The organism is Xanthomonas sp. NCPPB 1826 (genome assembly GCF_056725285.1).
Genome location: NZ_CM161521.1, coordinates 2,729,048 through 2,742,484 on the forward strand (window position 1 = coordinate 2,729,048; position 13,437 = coordinate 2,742,484).

Genomic DNA, 13,437 nt, shown 5'->3' on the forward strand with positions numbered 1-13,437 from the left:
CCGTCAGCCCTTTGCCATGGCAGGTTTGCCAGCTGCCGCGACCGGCGCCGCGGCACCTGGCACCGCGCGGCCGTCCATCGTGTCCAGCAACAAGGTGGCTTCCTGCTCCATCTCGATGATGTAGCCGGCGATGCGGCCCTTGAAGAAGCGATGCGCCATCAACGCCGGTACCGCGATGATCATGCCGGTGGCCGTGCACACCAGCGCCTTGCCGATGCCGCCGGCCAGCTGGTTCACATCGCCCACACCGTGGTCGAGAATGCCCAGGAACATCTGGATCATGCCGACCACCGTGCCCAGCAGTCCCAGCAGCGGCCCGGCCGAAGCGATCGTGCCCAAGGCATTCAGATAGCGCTCCATGCGGTGCACCACATGCCGGCCGGTGTCCTCGATACGCTCGCGAATCAACTCACGCGGACGACCGCGCACGTCCAGCGCTGCGGCCAGCAAGGCGCCCAGCGGCGAATTGCGCCGCAGCGACTCGATGTGGCTGGGATCCAGTTTGCCGCGCGCGGCCCAGTTGCGGACCTCCTCGCCCAGACCTGGCGGGGTCACCTCGTTGCGGCGCAGGCTCCACAGACGCTCCAGCACGATCGCCAGCGCGATCACGCCCAGCAACAGCAACGGCACCATCGGCCAACCGCCTGCCTTGACCAGCTCCAACACGATTCGATTCCTCCGGCAACGCGGCCGCCTATTCGCTGGTCGATAGGATAGCAGCCGACCGCCGCCGTTCCGCAGCATCCCAGAGCCGTGGCTGCCAGCGCCGCCGCTCGCGTACCTGCAGGCCGTCGGCGCCCAGCCAGACCCGGATCGCCCCGGCCTGGGCCGTGTCGAGCAACTCGGCGCCACTGCCCTGCCAGCGCTGCACCACCTCGGCACGCGGGTGACCGAAGCGATTGCCGTGCCCGGAGGACACCAGCGCCAGCCGCGCGCCGGTGGCGGCGATGAAATCGGCATGCGAGCCGTCGGCGCTGCCATGGTGCGGGACCACCACCACATCGGCACGCAACTCCGGGGCATGTTCCCGCAGCAGGCGGCGCTCGACGAGCTCGCCGATATCGCCCGGCAACAATGCGCTTCCATACCGTGTTTCGATGCGCAGCACGCAACTGGACTGATTGCGCAGATACGGAAAGCCGGCGCTGGGGTGCAGGAAGCCAAAGCGCACCCCGTCCCATGCCCATTGCTGGCCGGCACGGCAGCGGGTGCTGACGTCCAGTGGCGCCTGTGGCGGTGCCGCCGTCATCGCCACGGGCAATCCCGCACGCACCGCTGCATAGCCGCCGGCATGGTCGGCGTCGGCGTGACTGAGCACGATGGCATCCAGGCGGCGCACCCCGAGCGCGCGCAAGGCCGGCAGCACTACCCGCTCGCCCGCATCGAAGCCATCGCGCACCGCCGGGCCGGTGTCGAACAGCAATGCATGCCGTTGCGTGCGTACCAGCACCGCCAGGCCCTGCCCCACGTCAAGGACCTGCACGTCGGCCTCGTCGGCCGCGGGCAGCTCGCGGTCCGGCCACAGCAGCGGCAACCACAACAGCAGCGCCATGGATTTGCCGGGCGTGCCGCGCGGCAACAGCAACCAGAACGCGCCGAGCAAGGCCGCGACCAACGCGAGCGCATCGGACTCGGGCACCCACCACAACGCCGCCGAAGTCTGCCCGAGCCAGACCAGGCCCGGCCAGGTCAGCTCGAAGCACCAGCCAGCCAGTCGCCATGCCCACACGCCCGCTCCCGGCAGCGCTGCTTCCAGCCCGGTGCCCAGCAAGGCGAGTGGCACCACTACAAAAGTCCACCAGGGAATGGCGACCAGATTGGCCAATGGCCCCACCAACGATGCCTGCCCGAACAGGCTGACGGTCAACGGCAGCAGGCCGACAGTGGCGACGGTCTGGACGGACAGGAAGCCGCGCACGATCGCGCGATCGTCCGCTGGCAGGCACCACACCAGCCAGGCCACCCCGGCAAAGCTGAGCCAGAAGCCCGCCACCAGCACGCTGAGCGGGTCCCACAGCAATACTGCCAACAAGGCCAGCGCGAGGATCTGCACGGTGCTGGCACGCCGCCGCAGCACCCGCGCCAACGCGACCACGGCAATCATCAGCACGGTGCGCACCGTGGGCAGCGCCAGGCCCGCCAGCACTGCATACCCTGCGGCACCGAGCAAGGCGGCGACCGCCGCCGCGTGGGACCGCGGAATCCGCGTTCCAAGCACCGGCCAGGCTCGCCAGAGTCCGGCGACCAGCATGGCGACGAATGCAGCGACCAGCCCCACATGAAATCCCGAGATCGCAATCAAATGGCTGAGCCCGGTCGCACGCAGGGTGGCCCAGGCTGCATCGTCCAGCCCGCGTGTGTCGCCCAGGGCGAGCGCGCGCAGGTAAGGCGCCGATGATCCGGGCACGCGGTCGGCAATGCGCTGAGACATCGCTTCGCGCCAGGCATCCACACCGCGCGGTGCAGCGGTCTGCCGCGCCGCAGCCGGCACCCGCACATAGCCGCTGGCGGCAATGCGCTGCGCCAGTGCCTGCCGCTCGGCATCGAAGCCACCGGGGTTGCGCAAGCCGCGCGGCGCGCGCAGCTTGAGCCGCAGCTGCCAGGCGGCGCCCGCGCGCAGCGCGGCACGCGGCCCGATGCGCTCGGCACCAAAGTCGTCATACCAGGCCAGCTGCAGCAGCTTGCCGCGCAGTGCGCCGGGCTGTGCGGGATCGTCATCCACGCGCAGCTGAAAGCGCGTGCGTCGTGGCTCGGCGACCGGCAGTTCAACAATCTGCCCGCGCACCGTCAGTTCCCGCGCTTCATCCTGCGGGCGCAGTTGTGCCTGCAGGACGCCGGCGACCTGCCAGCCCATCAGACCGAAACCGAACACCGCGCTGGCCAGCGTCCCCACCAATACGATCCACCGCGGACGCAGCCATGTGCCGAGGCCGATGCCCAGCAGCCCTGCAGCAAGGCACGCGGCATAGACCGCACGCGACAGCAGCGCAGGCGACCACGCGCACACCACGATGCCCAGCAACAAGGCCGCTGCCACGGTCATCGTCGATACCCGCCGCGGTGTAGGCGGTGCCTGTGCTGACGCATCCATGCTGTCGGTCCCCATCCCGGCCGTGGTCCATCCACCGACTCAAGTTAGACCAGCGCCCGCGTCGGGCACAGCAGCAACGGGCGCATTGCGCGGTAGGAATCAGGCCAACCCTGCAGTGGTATATCCAGCCGGTGGAAGGTGCTGCCACGCAGGTGCAATGCGCCAGGCAGAACAGCGTGTGCAGGCCGCACAGCAACCGTATCAGCCTGCATTCGCCTCGATTTCATGACTGCCGCGCTATGTTCGCCACTGTTTCTGAGGAGCTTCCCCCATGCGTAAAGGCACTGCACTGATTGTCGGCGTGACCGGCATTTCCGGTTACAACCTCGCCAATGTCCTGGTGGCCGATGGCTGGACCGTCTATGGCCTGGCACGGCGCCCGCTGCCTCAGGACGGCGTGATCCCGCTTGCGGCCGATCTGCTGGATGCCGACAGCACCAGCACCGCGCTGCGTGGCCTGCCGATCACCCATGTGTTCTTCTGCACCTGGACACGGCGCGACACCGAGCGCGAAAACGTCGAAGCCAACGGCGCGATGATGCGGCATCTGTGCGAGGCACTGAGCGATGCGCCGCTGCAGCACATGGCGCTGGTCACCGGCACCAAGCATTACCTCGGTGCGTTCGAGAACTACGGCAGCGGCAAGGCGGAAACGCCGTTTCGCGAAAGCGAGCCGCGCCAGCCCGGCGAGAACTTCTACTACACGCTGGAAGACCTGTTGTTCGCACACGCCGAACAGCATGGCTTTGGCTGGAGCGTGCATCGCTCGCACACCATGATCGGCATGGCCAATGGCAGCAATGCGATGAACATGGGCGTGACGCTGGCGGTGTATGCATCGCTGTGCAAGCACACCGGCCAGCCGTTCGTGTTTCCCGGCTCGCAGGCGCAGTGGAACAGCCTCACCGACCTGACAGATGCCGGCCTGCTCGGCAAGCAGCTGGCCTGGGCCGGCCTGAGCCCGGCCGCCCGCAATCAGGCCTTCAACACCGTCAACGGCGACGTGTTCCGCTGGCGCTGGATGTGGACCCAGATTGCCGACTTCTTCGGGCTCGACGCTGCGCCCTGCCCCGAGACCCCGCAGCCGCTGGAGGCACGCCTGAGCGAGACCGCGCCGGCAATATGGAGCGAGATCGCCAGCCAGCATGGCCTGGTGGAGGCCGACGTCAATCGATTGGCATCCTGGTGGCACACCGATGCCGACCTGGGCCGCGAGATCGAGTGCGTCAATGACATGACCAAGAGCCGCGAACTGGGCTTTACGGATTTCTACGACAGCCGCGCCTCGTTCCTGGAACTGTTCACGCGCCTGCGCGCGCTGCGCATCATTCCCTGATGCGCTGGGTCGTCGCCACACGCGTGGCGGCGACCGTTCTTCCTGTCAACGCAAGTCCTGTCACCGCGAGCATTGACGCGTTGCTGCGCGCGGGCACCGCGTGCTGAACGCGCATGTTGTGGCCACCGTCGGTCGATGCATCACGCAAATACACCCGCCACCAGCCCCAGGATCTTCAATTTGAGATCGCGGGTTCACCGCCGCCCAGCCGCCAGGAACTCCGGCGGCCAGGCGACGCGTCTCACACCGCAGATGGCGCCAGTTCGCGCAACTTGCCCTGATGCAGCTCGAGCACGCGGTCCAGGCGCCGCGCCAGGCTGCGATCGTGCGTCACCAGGACCAGACTGGTGCGCTGCGCACGATTGAGCTCGAGCATCAGCTCGAACACGGTCTCGGCGGTCTTGTCGTCCAGGTTGCCGGTGGGCTCATCGCCCAGCACGCAGCCTGGCTTGTTTACCAGCGCACGCGCCACCGCCGCACGCTGACGCTCGCCGCCGGACAACTCGCTGGGCTTGTGCTCGATGCGATGTCCGAGCCCGACCGATTCCAGTAACTGCAAGGCCTGCGCCCGCGCCACCGACACCTCTTTCCCGGACAGCAGCACCGGCATCATCACGTTTTCCAGCGCGGTGAATTCCGGCAGCAGATGATGGAACTGGTAGACGAAACCCAGGGCCTGATTGCGCAGCTTGCCGCGCTCGCCATCGGACAACGCCGACATGCGCCGGCCGGCCACGTACACCTCGCCCGAGGTCGGAATGTCCAAGCCGCCGAGCAGATGCAGCAGCGTGCTCTTGCCTGCCCCCGAGGCGCCGACAATGGCCACGGTTTCGCCGGTCGCCACGGTCAGATCCAGACCGTCGAACACCGGCGTGCGCATCTTGCCTTCGGCGTAGGTCTTGCCCAGACCCTCGGCGCGGATCACCGCCTCTGCTTGGTGTGGCGTTTGCAAGGCCGATCCCCTGATCTCATTCATAACGCAGCGCCTCCGCCGGCTGCGTGCGCGAGGCGCGCCATGCCGGATACAAGGTCGCCAGGAAACTCATCACCAGCGCGACGACGGTGATCACCACCACGTCCTGGGTCTGCATGTCGGTCGGCAAGCCGGTGATGTAATACACGTCCTCGGGCAGCAGCTTGACGCTGAAGATCGTCTCGATCACGCCCAGGATGCGTTCCAGGTTGAGCGTCAGCACGATGCCGCCGATCACGCCCATGATCGTGCCCATGAAGCCGATCAACGAACCCTGCACCATGAACACCTGCATCACCCCCGCAGGCGACAGGCCCAAGGTGCGCAGGATGGCGATATCGGCCTGCTTGTCGGTGACCAGCATGACCTGCGAGGACACCAGGTTGAACGCGCCCATCGCCACGATCAGCGACAGCAGGATGCCCATCACGGTCTTTTCCATCTTCAACGAGTGGTAGAGATTGGCGTTCTCCTGGGTCCAGTCGCTGACCCGGTACGGGCCATGCAACTTCACCGCCAGATCGCGCGCCACCGGCCAGGCCTGATCCATGTCGTGCAGGCGCAGCCGCACGCCGGTGACGCCGTCCATGCGCAACACGCGCGCCAGGTCCTGCATGTTGACCACGGCCAGGCCGCGGTCGATCTCGTTGTAGCCCGCCTCGAAGATTCCGCTGACGGTAAAGCGTTTGAGCCGCGGCATCGCGCCCAGCGGCGTGGCCTGGGTATCGCTGAGCAGCACCACGATGCTGTCGCCCATGTCCACGCCCAGCCAGATCGCCAGCTCCTTGCCGATGACGATGTTGTAGGAGCCCGGGGTCAGGCTGTCGACCGACCCCTGCTGCATCTTCTTGGCCAGCACCGACACCTTGCCTTCTTCGGCAGGAACGATGCCGCGCACGATCGCCGGCTGCTTGCGCGGGCCCTGCAGCAGCGATTCGGTTTCGATGTACGGCGCGGCACCGGCGATGCGCGGATCGGCCATGGCGACCGCGACCGCGTGCTGCCAATCGTGCATCGGCGCGCCGTCCGCACTGACCGTGGCATGTGCGGCCATCTGCAGCAGACGATCGCGGATTTCCTTCTGGAAACCGCTCATCACCGCCAGAGTGGTGATCAGCACGGTCACGCCCAGGGCGATACCCAGGATCGATGCCATCGAGATAAACGAGATGAAGCCATTGCGCCGCTTGGCACGCAGGTAGCGCAAGCCGATGGCAACCGGGATAGGTTTGAACATGCGGTTCAACCAGGAAAGGGACGCTATGGTGCCACTTGCGGCCGCCGGGACGAAATGGCGTGTGCCTGAGCGGCCAGACGCAGTTCACGTCGCTGCGCTGCGGGCAAGGTGTCCGGCCAGAAAAGCAGGCGTTGGCGACGTGCATCCAGGCCGGTCCACGCCACCACTGCGATCGGTCCGCGCCATGCCACCTGCAGGCCTTGCACCTGCGCGCCGTCAACGCTGGCAGGCGTTTCGCTCCAGGGCACGATCACTTCCCGTGCTGGCGAGCGCAACAGCAGGCGCAGCGATCGCCCACCGGTCAACACTGCATGGACAGACAACAGCATCGCCAGCCATGGCGGCGCCCCGCTCCGCCAGAGTGCCCACAATGCGAGCGCGCTCAGCACGCCCAGCGCGCAGGCAAGCCCGCGCGAGGGTCGCCACTCAAGCCGGCATGGCGCGAATATCGGCGATGAGTGCGGCGTTGGCGGCATCGGGGCAGGCCTCGTATCCCATGAACCAGCGCCACAACTTATCGTCTTCGCAATCCAGCAGCTGTAGGAAAACCGCGCGCTCGGACTCGGAAGCCTGCGCCCAGCGTTGATCCAGATAGCGCCCGAACAATTGATCGAGCTCGCGCATGCCGCGTCGGCAACGCCAGCGCAGTTTCTTCAGCAGGGTTTCTTCATCCATCTCACTCTCCAGCTCGCCTTGCCGGCGCCGAAAACGACAGCGGCACCAGACCAAGGGCCGGTGCCGCTGTGAACCATCTCCCCGCCGAGGCGGGCCCGCATTGCGCTGCGATCAGGCGCGACGCGCCATCATCAACTTCTTGATCTCGGCAATCGCCAGCGCCGGGTTCAGGCCCTTGGGGCAGGTCCGCGCGCAGTTCATGATGGTGTGGCAGCGATACAGCTTGAACGGATCTTCCAGGTCGTCCAGGCGCGCACCGGTGTCCTCGTCGCGCGAATCGATGATCCAGCGATACGCCTGCAGCAGGATCGCCGGGCCCAGATAGCGCTCGCCATTCCACCAGTAGCTCGGGCAACTGGTCGAGCAGCAGGCGCACAGGATGCACTCGTACAGGCCATCGAGCTTGCGGCGGTCTTCCGGCGACTGCAGGCGCTCGCGGTCCGGCGGCGGCGGGGTCTGGGTGCGGATCCACGGCTTGATCGACGCGTACTGCGCGTAGAAGTGCGTCAGATCCGGCACCAGGTCCTTGATCACGCTCATGTGCGGCAGCGGATAGATCGGCACCTCGGCCTTGCCGCAGGCGGCAATCGCCTTGGTGCAGGCCAGCGTATTGGTGCCATCGATGTTCATCGCGCACGAGCCGCAGATGCCCTCGCGGCAGGAGCGGCGGAACGCCAGTGTCGGGTCGATCTCGTTCTTGATCTTGATCAGGGCGTCCAACACCATCGGGCCGCACTTGTCGAGATCGATCTCATAGCTGTCGGTACGCGGGTTGGCTTCGCCATCCGGATCCCAGCGGTAGACCTTGAAGGTGCGCTTGTTCTTGGCGCCCTGTGCAGGGTAATGCTTGCCCTTGCCGATCTTTGAATTCTTGGGGAGGGTGAACTCTGCCATAGCTGCTCTCGTTGGCTCAGGCGATGCGCGGTGCGAACGACAACCGCACCGTGCGCATGAAGGTAAAGATGACGGATGCCACCGCCGAGGCGGTGGCGCAACCGCCGGCGGCTTGCCGGCGTTGCCCCTGCGTCATGAGGCGATCCAGCTGGCGCGGTGCACGGCTGCGGTACCCGGACAGGCCGGCCAGCAGAGGCAATGCGAAAGCGGATCGATCCATGCGCATCGATCAGTAAACGCGCGGCTTCGGCGGGACCACGTCCACGTCCTTGCTCAGCGTGTACATGTGCACCGGACGATATTCGAACTCGCACTTGCCCTTGTCGTCGACGGTGACCAGCGTGTGCTTCTGCCAGTTGACGTCGTCGCGGTCCGGGAAGTCTTCGTGCGAATGCGCGCCGCGGCTCTCATGCCGCTGCTCGGCCGAGTTGATCGTCGCCACTGCGTTGAGCAGCAGGTTGTTCAACTCGTAGGTTTCGATCAGATCCGAGTTCCACACCAGCGAGCGGTCCGAGACCTTGACGTCCTCGAAGCTGGCGAAGATCTCGGCCATCTTGTCGACGCCCTCTTTCAGCGTCTTGCTGGTACGGAACACGGCTGCGTCCGACTGCATGGTGCGCTGCATGTTGTCGCGGATCACCGAGGTCGGCGTGGAGCCGTTGGCGTAGCGCAGCTTGTCCAGCAGGCCCAGCGCCTTGTCGCAGGCATCGGACGGCAGCGTCTTGTGCGGCTGGTTGGGCTTGACCGTCTCGGCGCAGCGGTTTGCCACCGCACGGCCGAACACCACCAGATCCAGCAGCGAGTTGGAACCCAGGCGGTTGGCACCGTGCACCGACACGCAGGCAGCTTCGCCGATCGCGTACAGGCCCGGCACGACCGCATCCGGGTTGTCGCCCTGCTTGCGCACGACTTCGCCGTAGAAGTTGGTGGGAATGCCGCCCATGTTGTAGTGCACGGTCGGCAACACCGGAATCGGCTGCTTGGTCACGTCCACACCGGCAAAGATGTGCGCGCTCTCGGCGATGCCGGGCAGCTTTTCGTTGATGACTTCCGGGCCGAGGTGGGTCAGGTCGAGCAGGATGTGATCCTTGTGCTCGCCCACGCCACGGCCTTCGCGGATCTCCACGGTCATCGAGCGCGACACCACGTCGCGCGATGCCAGATCCTTGTAATGCGGTGCATAACGCTCCATGAAGCGCTCGCCGTTGCTGTTGCGCAGGATGCCGCCTTCGCCACGCACGCCCTCGGTGATCAGGCAGCCCGCACCGTAGATACCGGTGGGATGGAACTGCACGAACTCCATGTCCTGCACCGGCAGGCCGGCACGCATGACCAGGCCGCCGCCGTCACCGGTACAGGTGTGGGCGGAGGTGGCGCTGAAGTAGGCACGGCCATAGCCGCCGGTGGCTAGCACCACGCCGTGGGCGCGGAACAGATGCAAGCTGCCATCGGCCATGTCCAGCGCCAGCACGCCGCGGCAGACGCCTTCCTCGTCGAAGATCAGGTCGAGCGCGAAGTACTCGATCATGAAGCGCGCGTTGTGCGCCAGCGACTGCTGGTACAGCGTGTGCAGCATCGCGTGACCGGTACGGTCGGCCGCCGCGCAGGTGCGCTGTGCGGACGGGCCTTCGCCGTACTTGGTGGTCATGCCGCCGAACGGGCGCTGATAGATCTTGCCCTCTTCGGTACGCGAGAACGGCACGCCGTAGTGCTCGAGCTCGATGATGGCCGGGATCGCCTCACGGCACATGTACTCGATCGCGTCCTGGTCGCCCAGCCAATCGGAGCCCTTGATGGTGTCGTAGAAGTGGTAGCGCCAGTCGTCTTCGCCCATGTTGCCGAGCGCGGCCGAGATGCCACCCTGCGCCGCAACGGTATGCGAGCGGGTCGGGAAGACCTTGGTCAGGCAGACCGTCTGCAGGCCCTTCTGGGCCAGGCCGAACGTGGCGCGCAGGCCGGCGCCGCCGGCGCCCACCACGACCATGTCGTACTTGTGTTCTGTGATCTTGTAAGCGGACATCGAATTATGGATTCCTGTTTGGTCGCGGACGACTCAGCTGATGCCCAGCGCAATACGCGCCACGGCAAACACGCTGACGATGGCGCCCAGCACGGCGACGAAGCGCACGATGGTCTGCGCAGCAAGCGCGAGCAGCGAGTTGTGCACGTAATCTTCCAGCACCACCTGCATGCCCAGCTGCGCATGCCAGAACGAGGCGATCAGGAAGCCGACCAACAGGATCGCGTTCCAGGGCTTGGCCACCGCGGCGCTGGCCGCAGCGTGATCGGCACCGATCAGGCTCAGCACGAAGATCAGGAACCAGATCGACAGCGGCACCAGGGCGGTGGCGGTCAGGCGCTGCACCACGAAGTGCTCGGTGCCGGTCTTGGCGGCGCCCAGGCCACGCACGTTCTTCAGCGGGGTACGGTAGCGGTTCATACGGCACCTCCGGCCAGCAGTACATAGGACCAGATCGCAGCGGTGAGCACGAAGCTTAGGATCAGCGACAACCAGCCAAGACTGACGAACGAGCGCACTGCATAGCCTTGTCCGAAGTCCTGCATGATGTGGCGCAGTCCACCGAACAGGTGGAACGCGAAGCACCAGGTCCAGCCGAACAGGAAGACCTGGCCGTACCAGGCGCCTGCGTGCTCGCGGAAACAATTCCAGTGGTCGGGGCCGAGCATCAATGTCAGCAAGGCGGCGGCAATCGCCAGGGCGCCGATGGACAGTACGATGCCGGTGGCTCGATTGAGAATCGAGGTCACCATCTGTATCTGCCAGCGGTACACCTGGAGATGCGGGGAAAGAGGACGTTCGCGGATCGCCATTCGCTGGGCTCGTTTTCTCGGCTGGGCGGCACTAGACCGCTGTGGCTAAAAGCTGCTCAAAAATCGATGCAGCGTCCATTTTTTTCCCAGTCGCCGTAGCGCGTTGGCTCGGGGCCGTCGCGTCCACCAATCTCCTTGGGCAGTGGCTGCTTCTCGGGAAGATGCTCCTGAGGAGAAGGCTGCGTCTCGGAATCCTGCGCTGGGGTGGGGGTTGGATGGCCTATCATAGTGGTCTCACAACATTGCGATTTTAGTCCTCCCCTTCCATGGCTGACAACCTGAATCTTATTCCACAGGGTTTTGGCTCCCTGCACGACATGCAATACGTCCGCTTGATCGGGACGGATGCAGTGGCGTTCGCGCATGCGCAATTTGCCAACGACGTACAGGCGCTGGCGATCGGGCAGTGGCAGTGGAATGCGTGGTTGACGGCAAAGGGGCGCGTGATCGCCATCTTCGCACTCCTGCGTGAGGACGACACCCACCTGCTGATGCTGTTGCCCGATGGCAATGCGGCCGAGATCGCAACGCAACTCGGCCGTTTTGTGTTCCGACGCAAGCTCAAGATCGGCGTGGCGGCGCTTTCGGCGTTTGGCGGCCTTGCCGCGCCCGCCCGCGCCCAAGGCGCGCAGGCCGATATCGGAACGCAGCGTATCGAATTGGACCTTGGCAGCCCTGCCCTGCCGCGCACGCTGGTGTTGCTGACGAACGATGAGGCATTGGCCGCGCCTATCGAAGTACCGCGCATGGATGCCGAGTGGCGCCGTACGGACCTGCAACTGGGGCTGGCGCGCCTGCCCGATGCGCAACGTGAGCAGTGGACGCCGCAGCAGCTGGCGCTGGATCGCCTGCAGGCCTTCAGCGTCAAAAAGGGCTGCTATCCGGGCCAGGAGATCGTGGCGCGGACGCATTTTCTGGGCAAGGCCAAGCGTGCGCTGCAGCTGTTGCAGGTCGATGCCGTTGGCAGCGATGCGCTGGTCGAGGCGGGCCAAGCCGTGCTGCTGGGCGATGCCACCGTCGGCACGCTGGTCAGCGTGGTGGGCGATCTTGCGCTGGCGGTGTTGCCGCTGGAGCTGACCCTGGAAGCCTACGCCGTGCTGCAGGCGGGCGCGCATGCCGCCCGCCCGCTTGCGTTCGTGCAGGGGCTGGCGCGTTAGGCCAGCGCCAGCCGTTCGCCGCTGGCCGGGTCGAAGAAGTGCAGCGCCTCGCTGCGCAGTGCCAGGCGCAGCTGCTCCCCCACCGCCGGCAGGGCCTGCGGCGCGACCCGGATCACCAGCGGCTGGCCGCCACGGTCGAGGTTGAGGAAGATCTCGTTGCCGACCGGCTCGATCACATCGATACGCGCGTCAAAGCCCAGCGCGGCGTCGTTTGACGGCTGCAGATGCTCCGGACGCACGCCGACGATCACCTCGCGACCGAACCAGCTGCGCTCGACCCGCGCCGCACCCAGCGGCACACGCCAGCCATCGGCCATGACCAGATGCAGGCCGTCCTGCTCATCCAGGCGCCCCTGCAGCACGTTCATCGCCGGGCTACCGAGGAATCCGGCCACGAACAGATTGGCCGGGCGGTCGTACAGCGCCATCGGGCTGTCGATCTGCTGGATCACCCCATCCTTGAGCACCACGATGCGCTGACCCAGCGTCATCGCCTCGACCTGATCGTGGGTGACGTAGATCATCGTGGTGCCGAGCTTGCGGTGCAGCTGCGCGATCTCGGTACGCACGCTGTGGCGCAGCTTGGCATCCAGGTTGGACAGCGGCTCGTCGAGCAGGAACACCGACGACTCGCGCACCATCGCCCGCCCCAGCGCCACGCGCTGACGCTGGCCGCCGGACATCGCCTTGGGCAGCTTGTCGAGCATCGGGGTCAGCCCCAGCAGCTCGGCGGCGTTGTTGACCCGCTCGGCGATGACCTGCTTGGGGTGGCCGCGCAGCTTGAGCCCGAAGGCCAGGTTCTCGGCCACGGTCATGTGTGGGTAGAGCGCATAGCTCTGGAACACCATGGCGATGTCGCGGTCCTTGGGGGCCACGTCATTGACCACGCGCTCGCCGATCTTGAGCGTGCCGGCGCTGATGTCCTCGAGCCCGGCGATCATGCGCAACAGGGTCGACTTGCCGCAGCCGGACGGCCCGACCAGCACCATCAATTCGCCATCGGCGACCTCGAAGCTCGCACCCTGTACCGCGACCTGGCCGTTCTCGTAGACCTTGCGGACACCTTCCAACTGCACTTTCGCCATCTTCGGCCTCAACGTAAGTTGTGCGCCCTGCCCTCGGCCCTCCCGACGGCGGTGACGCCGCATGCGCCTGCAAGGAAATTTCCTGCAAACGAATGCATTGGTTTATTCTGACATGTAATCGTTTTCACATGGCAACATCGATCTCGGGAGGGACCAT

The 13,437-nt window shown here is 66.0% G+C and carries 14 protein-coding genes and 1 pseudogene; 2 read left to right on the forward strand and 13 right to left on the reverse strand.

Translation table 11 applies throughout. The annotated features are described in order from the left end of the window. Positions 1–3: 3 nt before the first annotated feature. Together AC1PLA_RS11485 and AC1PLA_RS11490 are read right to left on the reverse strand one after the other, a co-directional pair. Positions 4–666, reverse strand: coding sequence for a MotA/TolQ/ExbB proton channel family protein (locus tag AC1PLA_RS11485; RefSeq protein ID WP_481104564.1), 663 nt, complete (start codon positions 664–666; stop codon positions 4–6). Continuing rightward, positions 560–3,106: pseudogene (locus AC1PLA_RS11490) on the reverse strand (DNA internalization-related competence protein ComEC/Rec2); the annotation flags it as partial. The pseudogene AC1PLA_RS11490 and the gene AC1PLA_RS11485, both read right to left, overlap by 107 nt. 256 nt (positions 3,107–3,362) lie before the next feature. On the opposite strand from AC1PLA_RS11490, the gene AC1PLA_RS11495 reads away from it, so the two are divergent. Beyond that, on the forward strand, positions 3,363–4,427 hold the full coding sequence (locus AC1PLA_RS11495) for an SDR family oxidoreductase (RefSeq protein WP_184352504.1): 1,065 nt from the start codon (positions 3,363–3,365) through the stop codon (positions 4,425–4,427). A gap of 241 nt (positions 4,428–4,668) precedes the next feature. Here AC1PLA_RS11495 and lolD read toward each other — a convergent pair whose 3' ends face one another. The 10 genes from lolD to AC1PLA_RS11545 all read right to left on the reverse strand — a co-directional run bounded on the left by lolD (position 4,669) and on the right by AC1PLA_RS11545 (position 11,403). Continuing rightward, positions 4,669–5,379, reverse strand: a complete 711-nt coding sequence (gene lolD / locus AC1PLA_RS11500; protein WP_481104565.1) for a lipoprotein-releasing ABC transporter ATP-binding protein LolD — start codon at positions 5,377–5,379, stop codon at positions 4,669–4,671. A gap of 16 nt (positions 5,380–5,395) precedes the next feature. Further along, complete coding sequence (locus AC1PLA_RS11505) at positions 5,396–6,637, reverse strand: lipoprotein-releasing ABC transporter permease subunit (RefSeq protein WP_039514422.1); 1,242 nt, start codon at positions 6,635–6,637, stop codon at positions 5,396–5,398. A 23-nt stretch (positions 6,638–6,660) separates the two neighbouring features. After that, complete coding sequence (locus AC1PLA_RS11510) at positions 6,661–7,113, reverse strand: YgfX family protein (protein ID WP_481104566.1); 453 nt, start codon at positions 7,111–7,113, stop codon at positions 6,661–6,663. After that, positions 7,064–7,312 (reverse strand): FAD assembly factor SdhE, encoded by a 249-nt coding sequence (locus AC1PLA_RS11515; protein ID WP_024938685.1) that lies wholly within the window; start codon positions 7,310–7,312, stop codon positions 7,064–7,066. Before AC1PLA_RS11515 ends, AC1PLA_RS11510 begins: the two co-directional genes overlap by 50 nt. A gap of 111 nt (positions 7,313–7,423) precedes the next feature. Next, positions 7,424–8,206, reverse strand: a complete 783-nt coding sequence (locus tag AC1PLA_RS11520) for a succinate dehydrogenase iron-sulfur subunit (RefSeq protein WP_039521725.1) — start codon at positions 8,204–8,206, stop codon at positions 7,424–7,426. Between the two features lie 16 nt (positions 8,207–8,222). Beyond that, on the reverse strand, positions 8,223–8,432 hold the full coding sequence (locus AC1PLA_RS11525; RefSeq protein WP_481104567.1) for a hypothetical protein: 210 nt from the start codon (positions 8,430–8,432) through the stop codon (positions 8,223–8,225). Between the two features lie 3 nt (positions 8,433–8,435). Further along, positions 8,436–10,226 (reverse strand): succinate dehydrogenase flavoprotein subunit, encoded by a 1,791-nt coding sequence (sdhA, locus tag AC1PLA_RS11530; protein ID WP_016902591.1) that lies wholly within the window; start codon positions 10,224–10,226, stop codon positions 8,436–8,438. 33 nt (positions 10,227–10,259) lie between these two features. Continuing rightward, entirely contained in the window at positions 10,260–10,646 is a 387-nt protein-coding gene (gene sdhD / locus AC1PLA_RS11535; protein ID WP_016902592.1) for a succinate dehydrogenase, hydrophobic membrane anchor protein, read from the reverse strand. Next, positions 10,643–11,038, reverse strand: a complete 396-nt coding sequence (gene sdhC / locus AC1PLA_RS11540) for a succinate dehydrogenase, cytochrome b556 subunit (RefSeq protein WP_102584478.1) — start codon at positions 11,036–11,038, stop codon at positions 10,643–10,645. The genes sdhD and sdhC overlap by 4 nt, the downstream gene beginning before the upstream one ends. Positions 11,039–11,094: 56 nt before the next feature. Beyond that, complete coding sequence (locus AC1PLA_RS11545) at positions 11,095–11,403, reverse strand: DUF1674 domain-containing protein (RefSeq protein ID WP_228599687.1); 309 nt, start codon at positions 11,401–11,403, stop codon at positions 11,095–11,097. On the opposite strand from AC1PLA_RS11545, the gene ygfZ reads away from it, so the two are divergent. After that, positions 11,305–12,195 carry a CAF17-like 4Fe-4S cluster assembly/insertion protein YgfZ gene (gene ygfZ / locus AC1PLA_RS11550; RefSeq protein WP_481104568.1) on the forward strand — a complete coding sequence of 297 codons (891 nt, stop codon included), beginning with the start codon at positions 11,305–11,307 and terminating at the stop codon, positions 12,193–12,195. The two genes, AC1PLA_RS11545 and ygfZ, sit on opposite strands and share 99 nt — an antisense overlap. Here ygfZ and AC1PLA_RS11555 read toward each other — a convergent pair. Further along, on the reverse strand, positions 12,192–13,280 hold the full coding sequence (locus AC1PLA_RS11555) for an ABC transporter ATP-binding protein (protein WP_024938691.1): 1,089 nt from the start codon (positions 13,278–13,280) through the stop codon (positions 12,192–12,194). The two genes, ygfZ and AC1PLA_RS11555, sit on opposite strands and share 4 nt — an antisense overlap. Positions 13,281–13,437: the final 157 nt, after the last annotated feature.

Bases quoted from the DNA above. Each gene is read 5' to 3' on its own strand.
- AC1PLA_RS11495 (WP_184352504.1), top strand. From the start codon at position 3,363: ATGCGTAAAGGCACTGCACTGATTGTCGGCGTGACCGGCATTTCCGGT.
- AC1PLA_RS11505 (WP_039514422.1), bottom strand. From the start codon at position 6,637: ATGTTCAAACCTATCCCGGTTGCCATCGGCTTGCGCTACCTGCGTGCC.
- AC1PLA_RS11510 (WP_481104566.1), bottom strand. From the start codon at position 7,113: ATGCCGCCAACGCCGCACTCATCGCCGATATTCGCGCCATGCCGGCTT.
- AC1PLA_RS11515 (WP_024938685.1), bottom strand. From the start codon at position 7,312: ATGGATGAAGAAACCCTGCTGAAGAAACTGCGCTGGCGTTGCCGACGC.
- AC1PLA_RS11520 (WP_039521725.1), bottom strand. From the start codon at position 8,206: ATGGCAGAGTTCACCCTCCCCAAGAATTCAAAGATCGGCAAGGGCAAG.
- AC1PLA_RS11525 (WP_481104567.1), bottom strand. From the start codon at position 8,432: ATGCGCATGGATCGATCCGCTTTCGCATTGCCTCTGCTGGCCGGCCTG.
- sdhA (WP_016902591.1), bottom strand. From the start codon at position 10,226: ATGTCCGCTTACAAGATCACAGAACACAAGTACGACATGGTCGTGGTG.
- sdhD (WP_016902592.1), bottom strand. From the start codon at position 10,646: ATGAACCGCTACCGTACCCCGCTGAAGAACGTGCGTGGCCTGGGCGCC.
- sdhC (WP_102584478.1), bottom strand. From the start codon at position 11,038: ATGGCGATCCGCGAACGTCCTCTTTCCCCGCATCTCCAGGTGTACCGC.
- ygfZ (WP_481104568.1), top strand. From the start codon at position 11,305: ATGGCTGACAACCTGAATCTTATTCCACAGGGTTTTGGCTCCCTGCAC.
- AC1PLA_RS11545 (WP_228599687.1), bottom strand. From the start codon at position 11,403: ATGCGCGAACGCCACTGCATCCGTCCCGATCAAGCGGACGTATTGCAT.
- AC1PLA_RS11555 (WP_024938691.1), bottom strand. From the start codon at position 13,280: ATGGCGAAAGTGCAGTTGGAAGGTGTCCGCAAGGTCTACGAGAACGGC.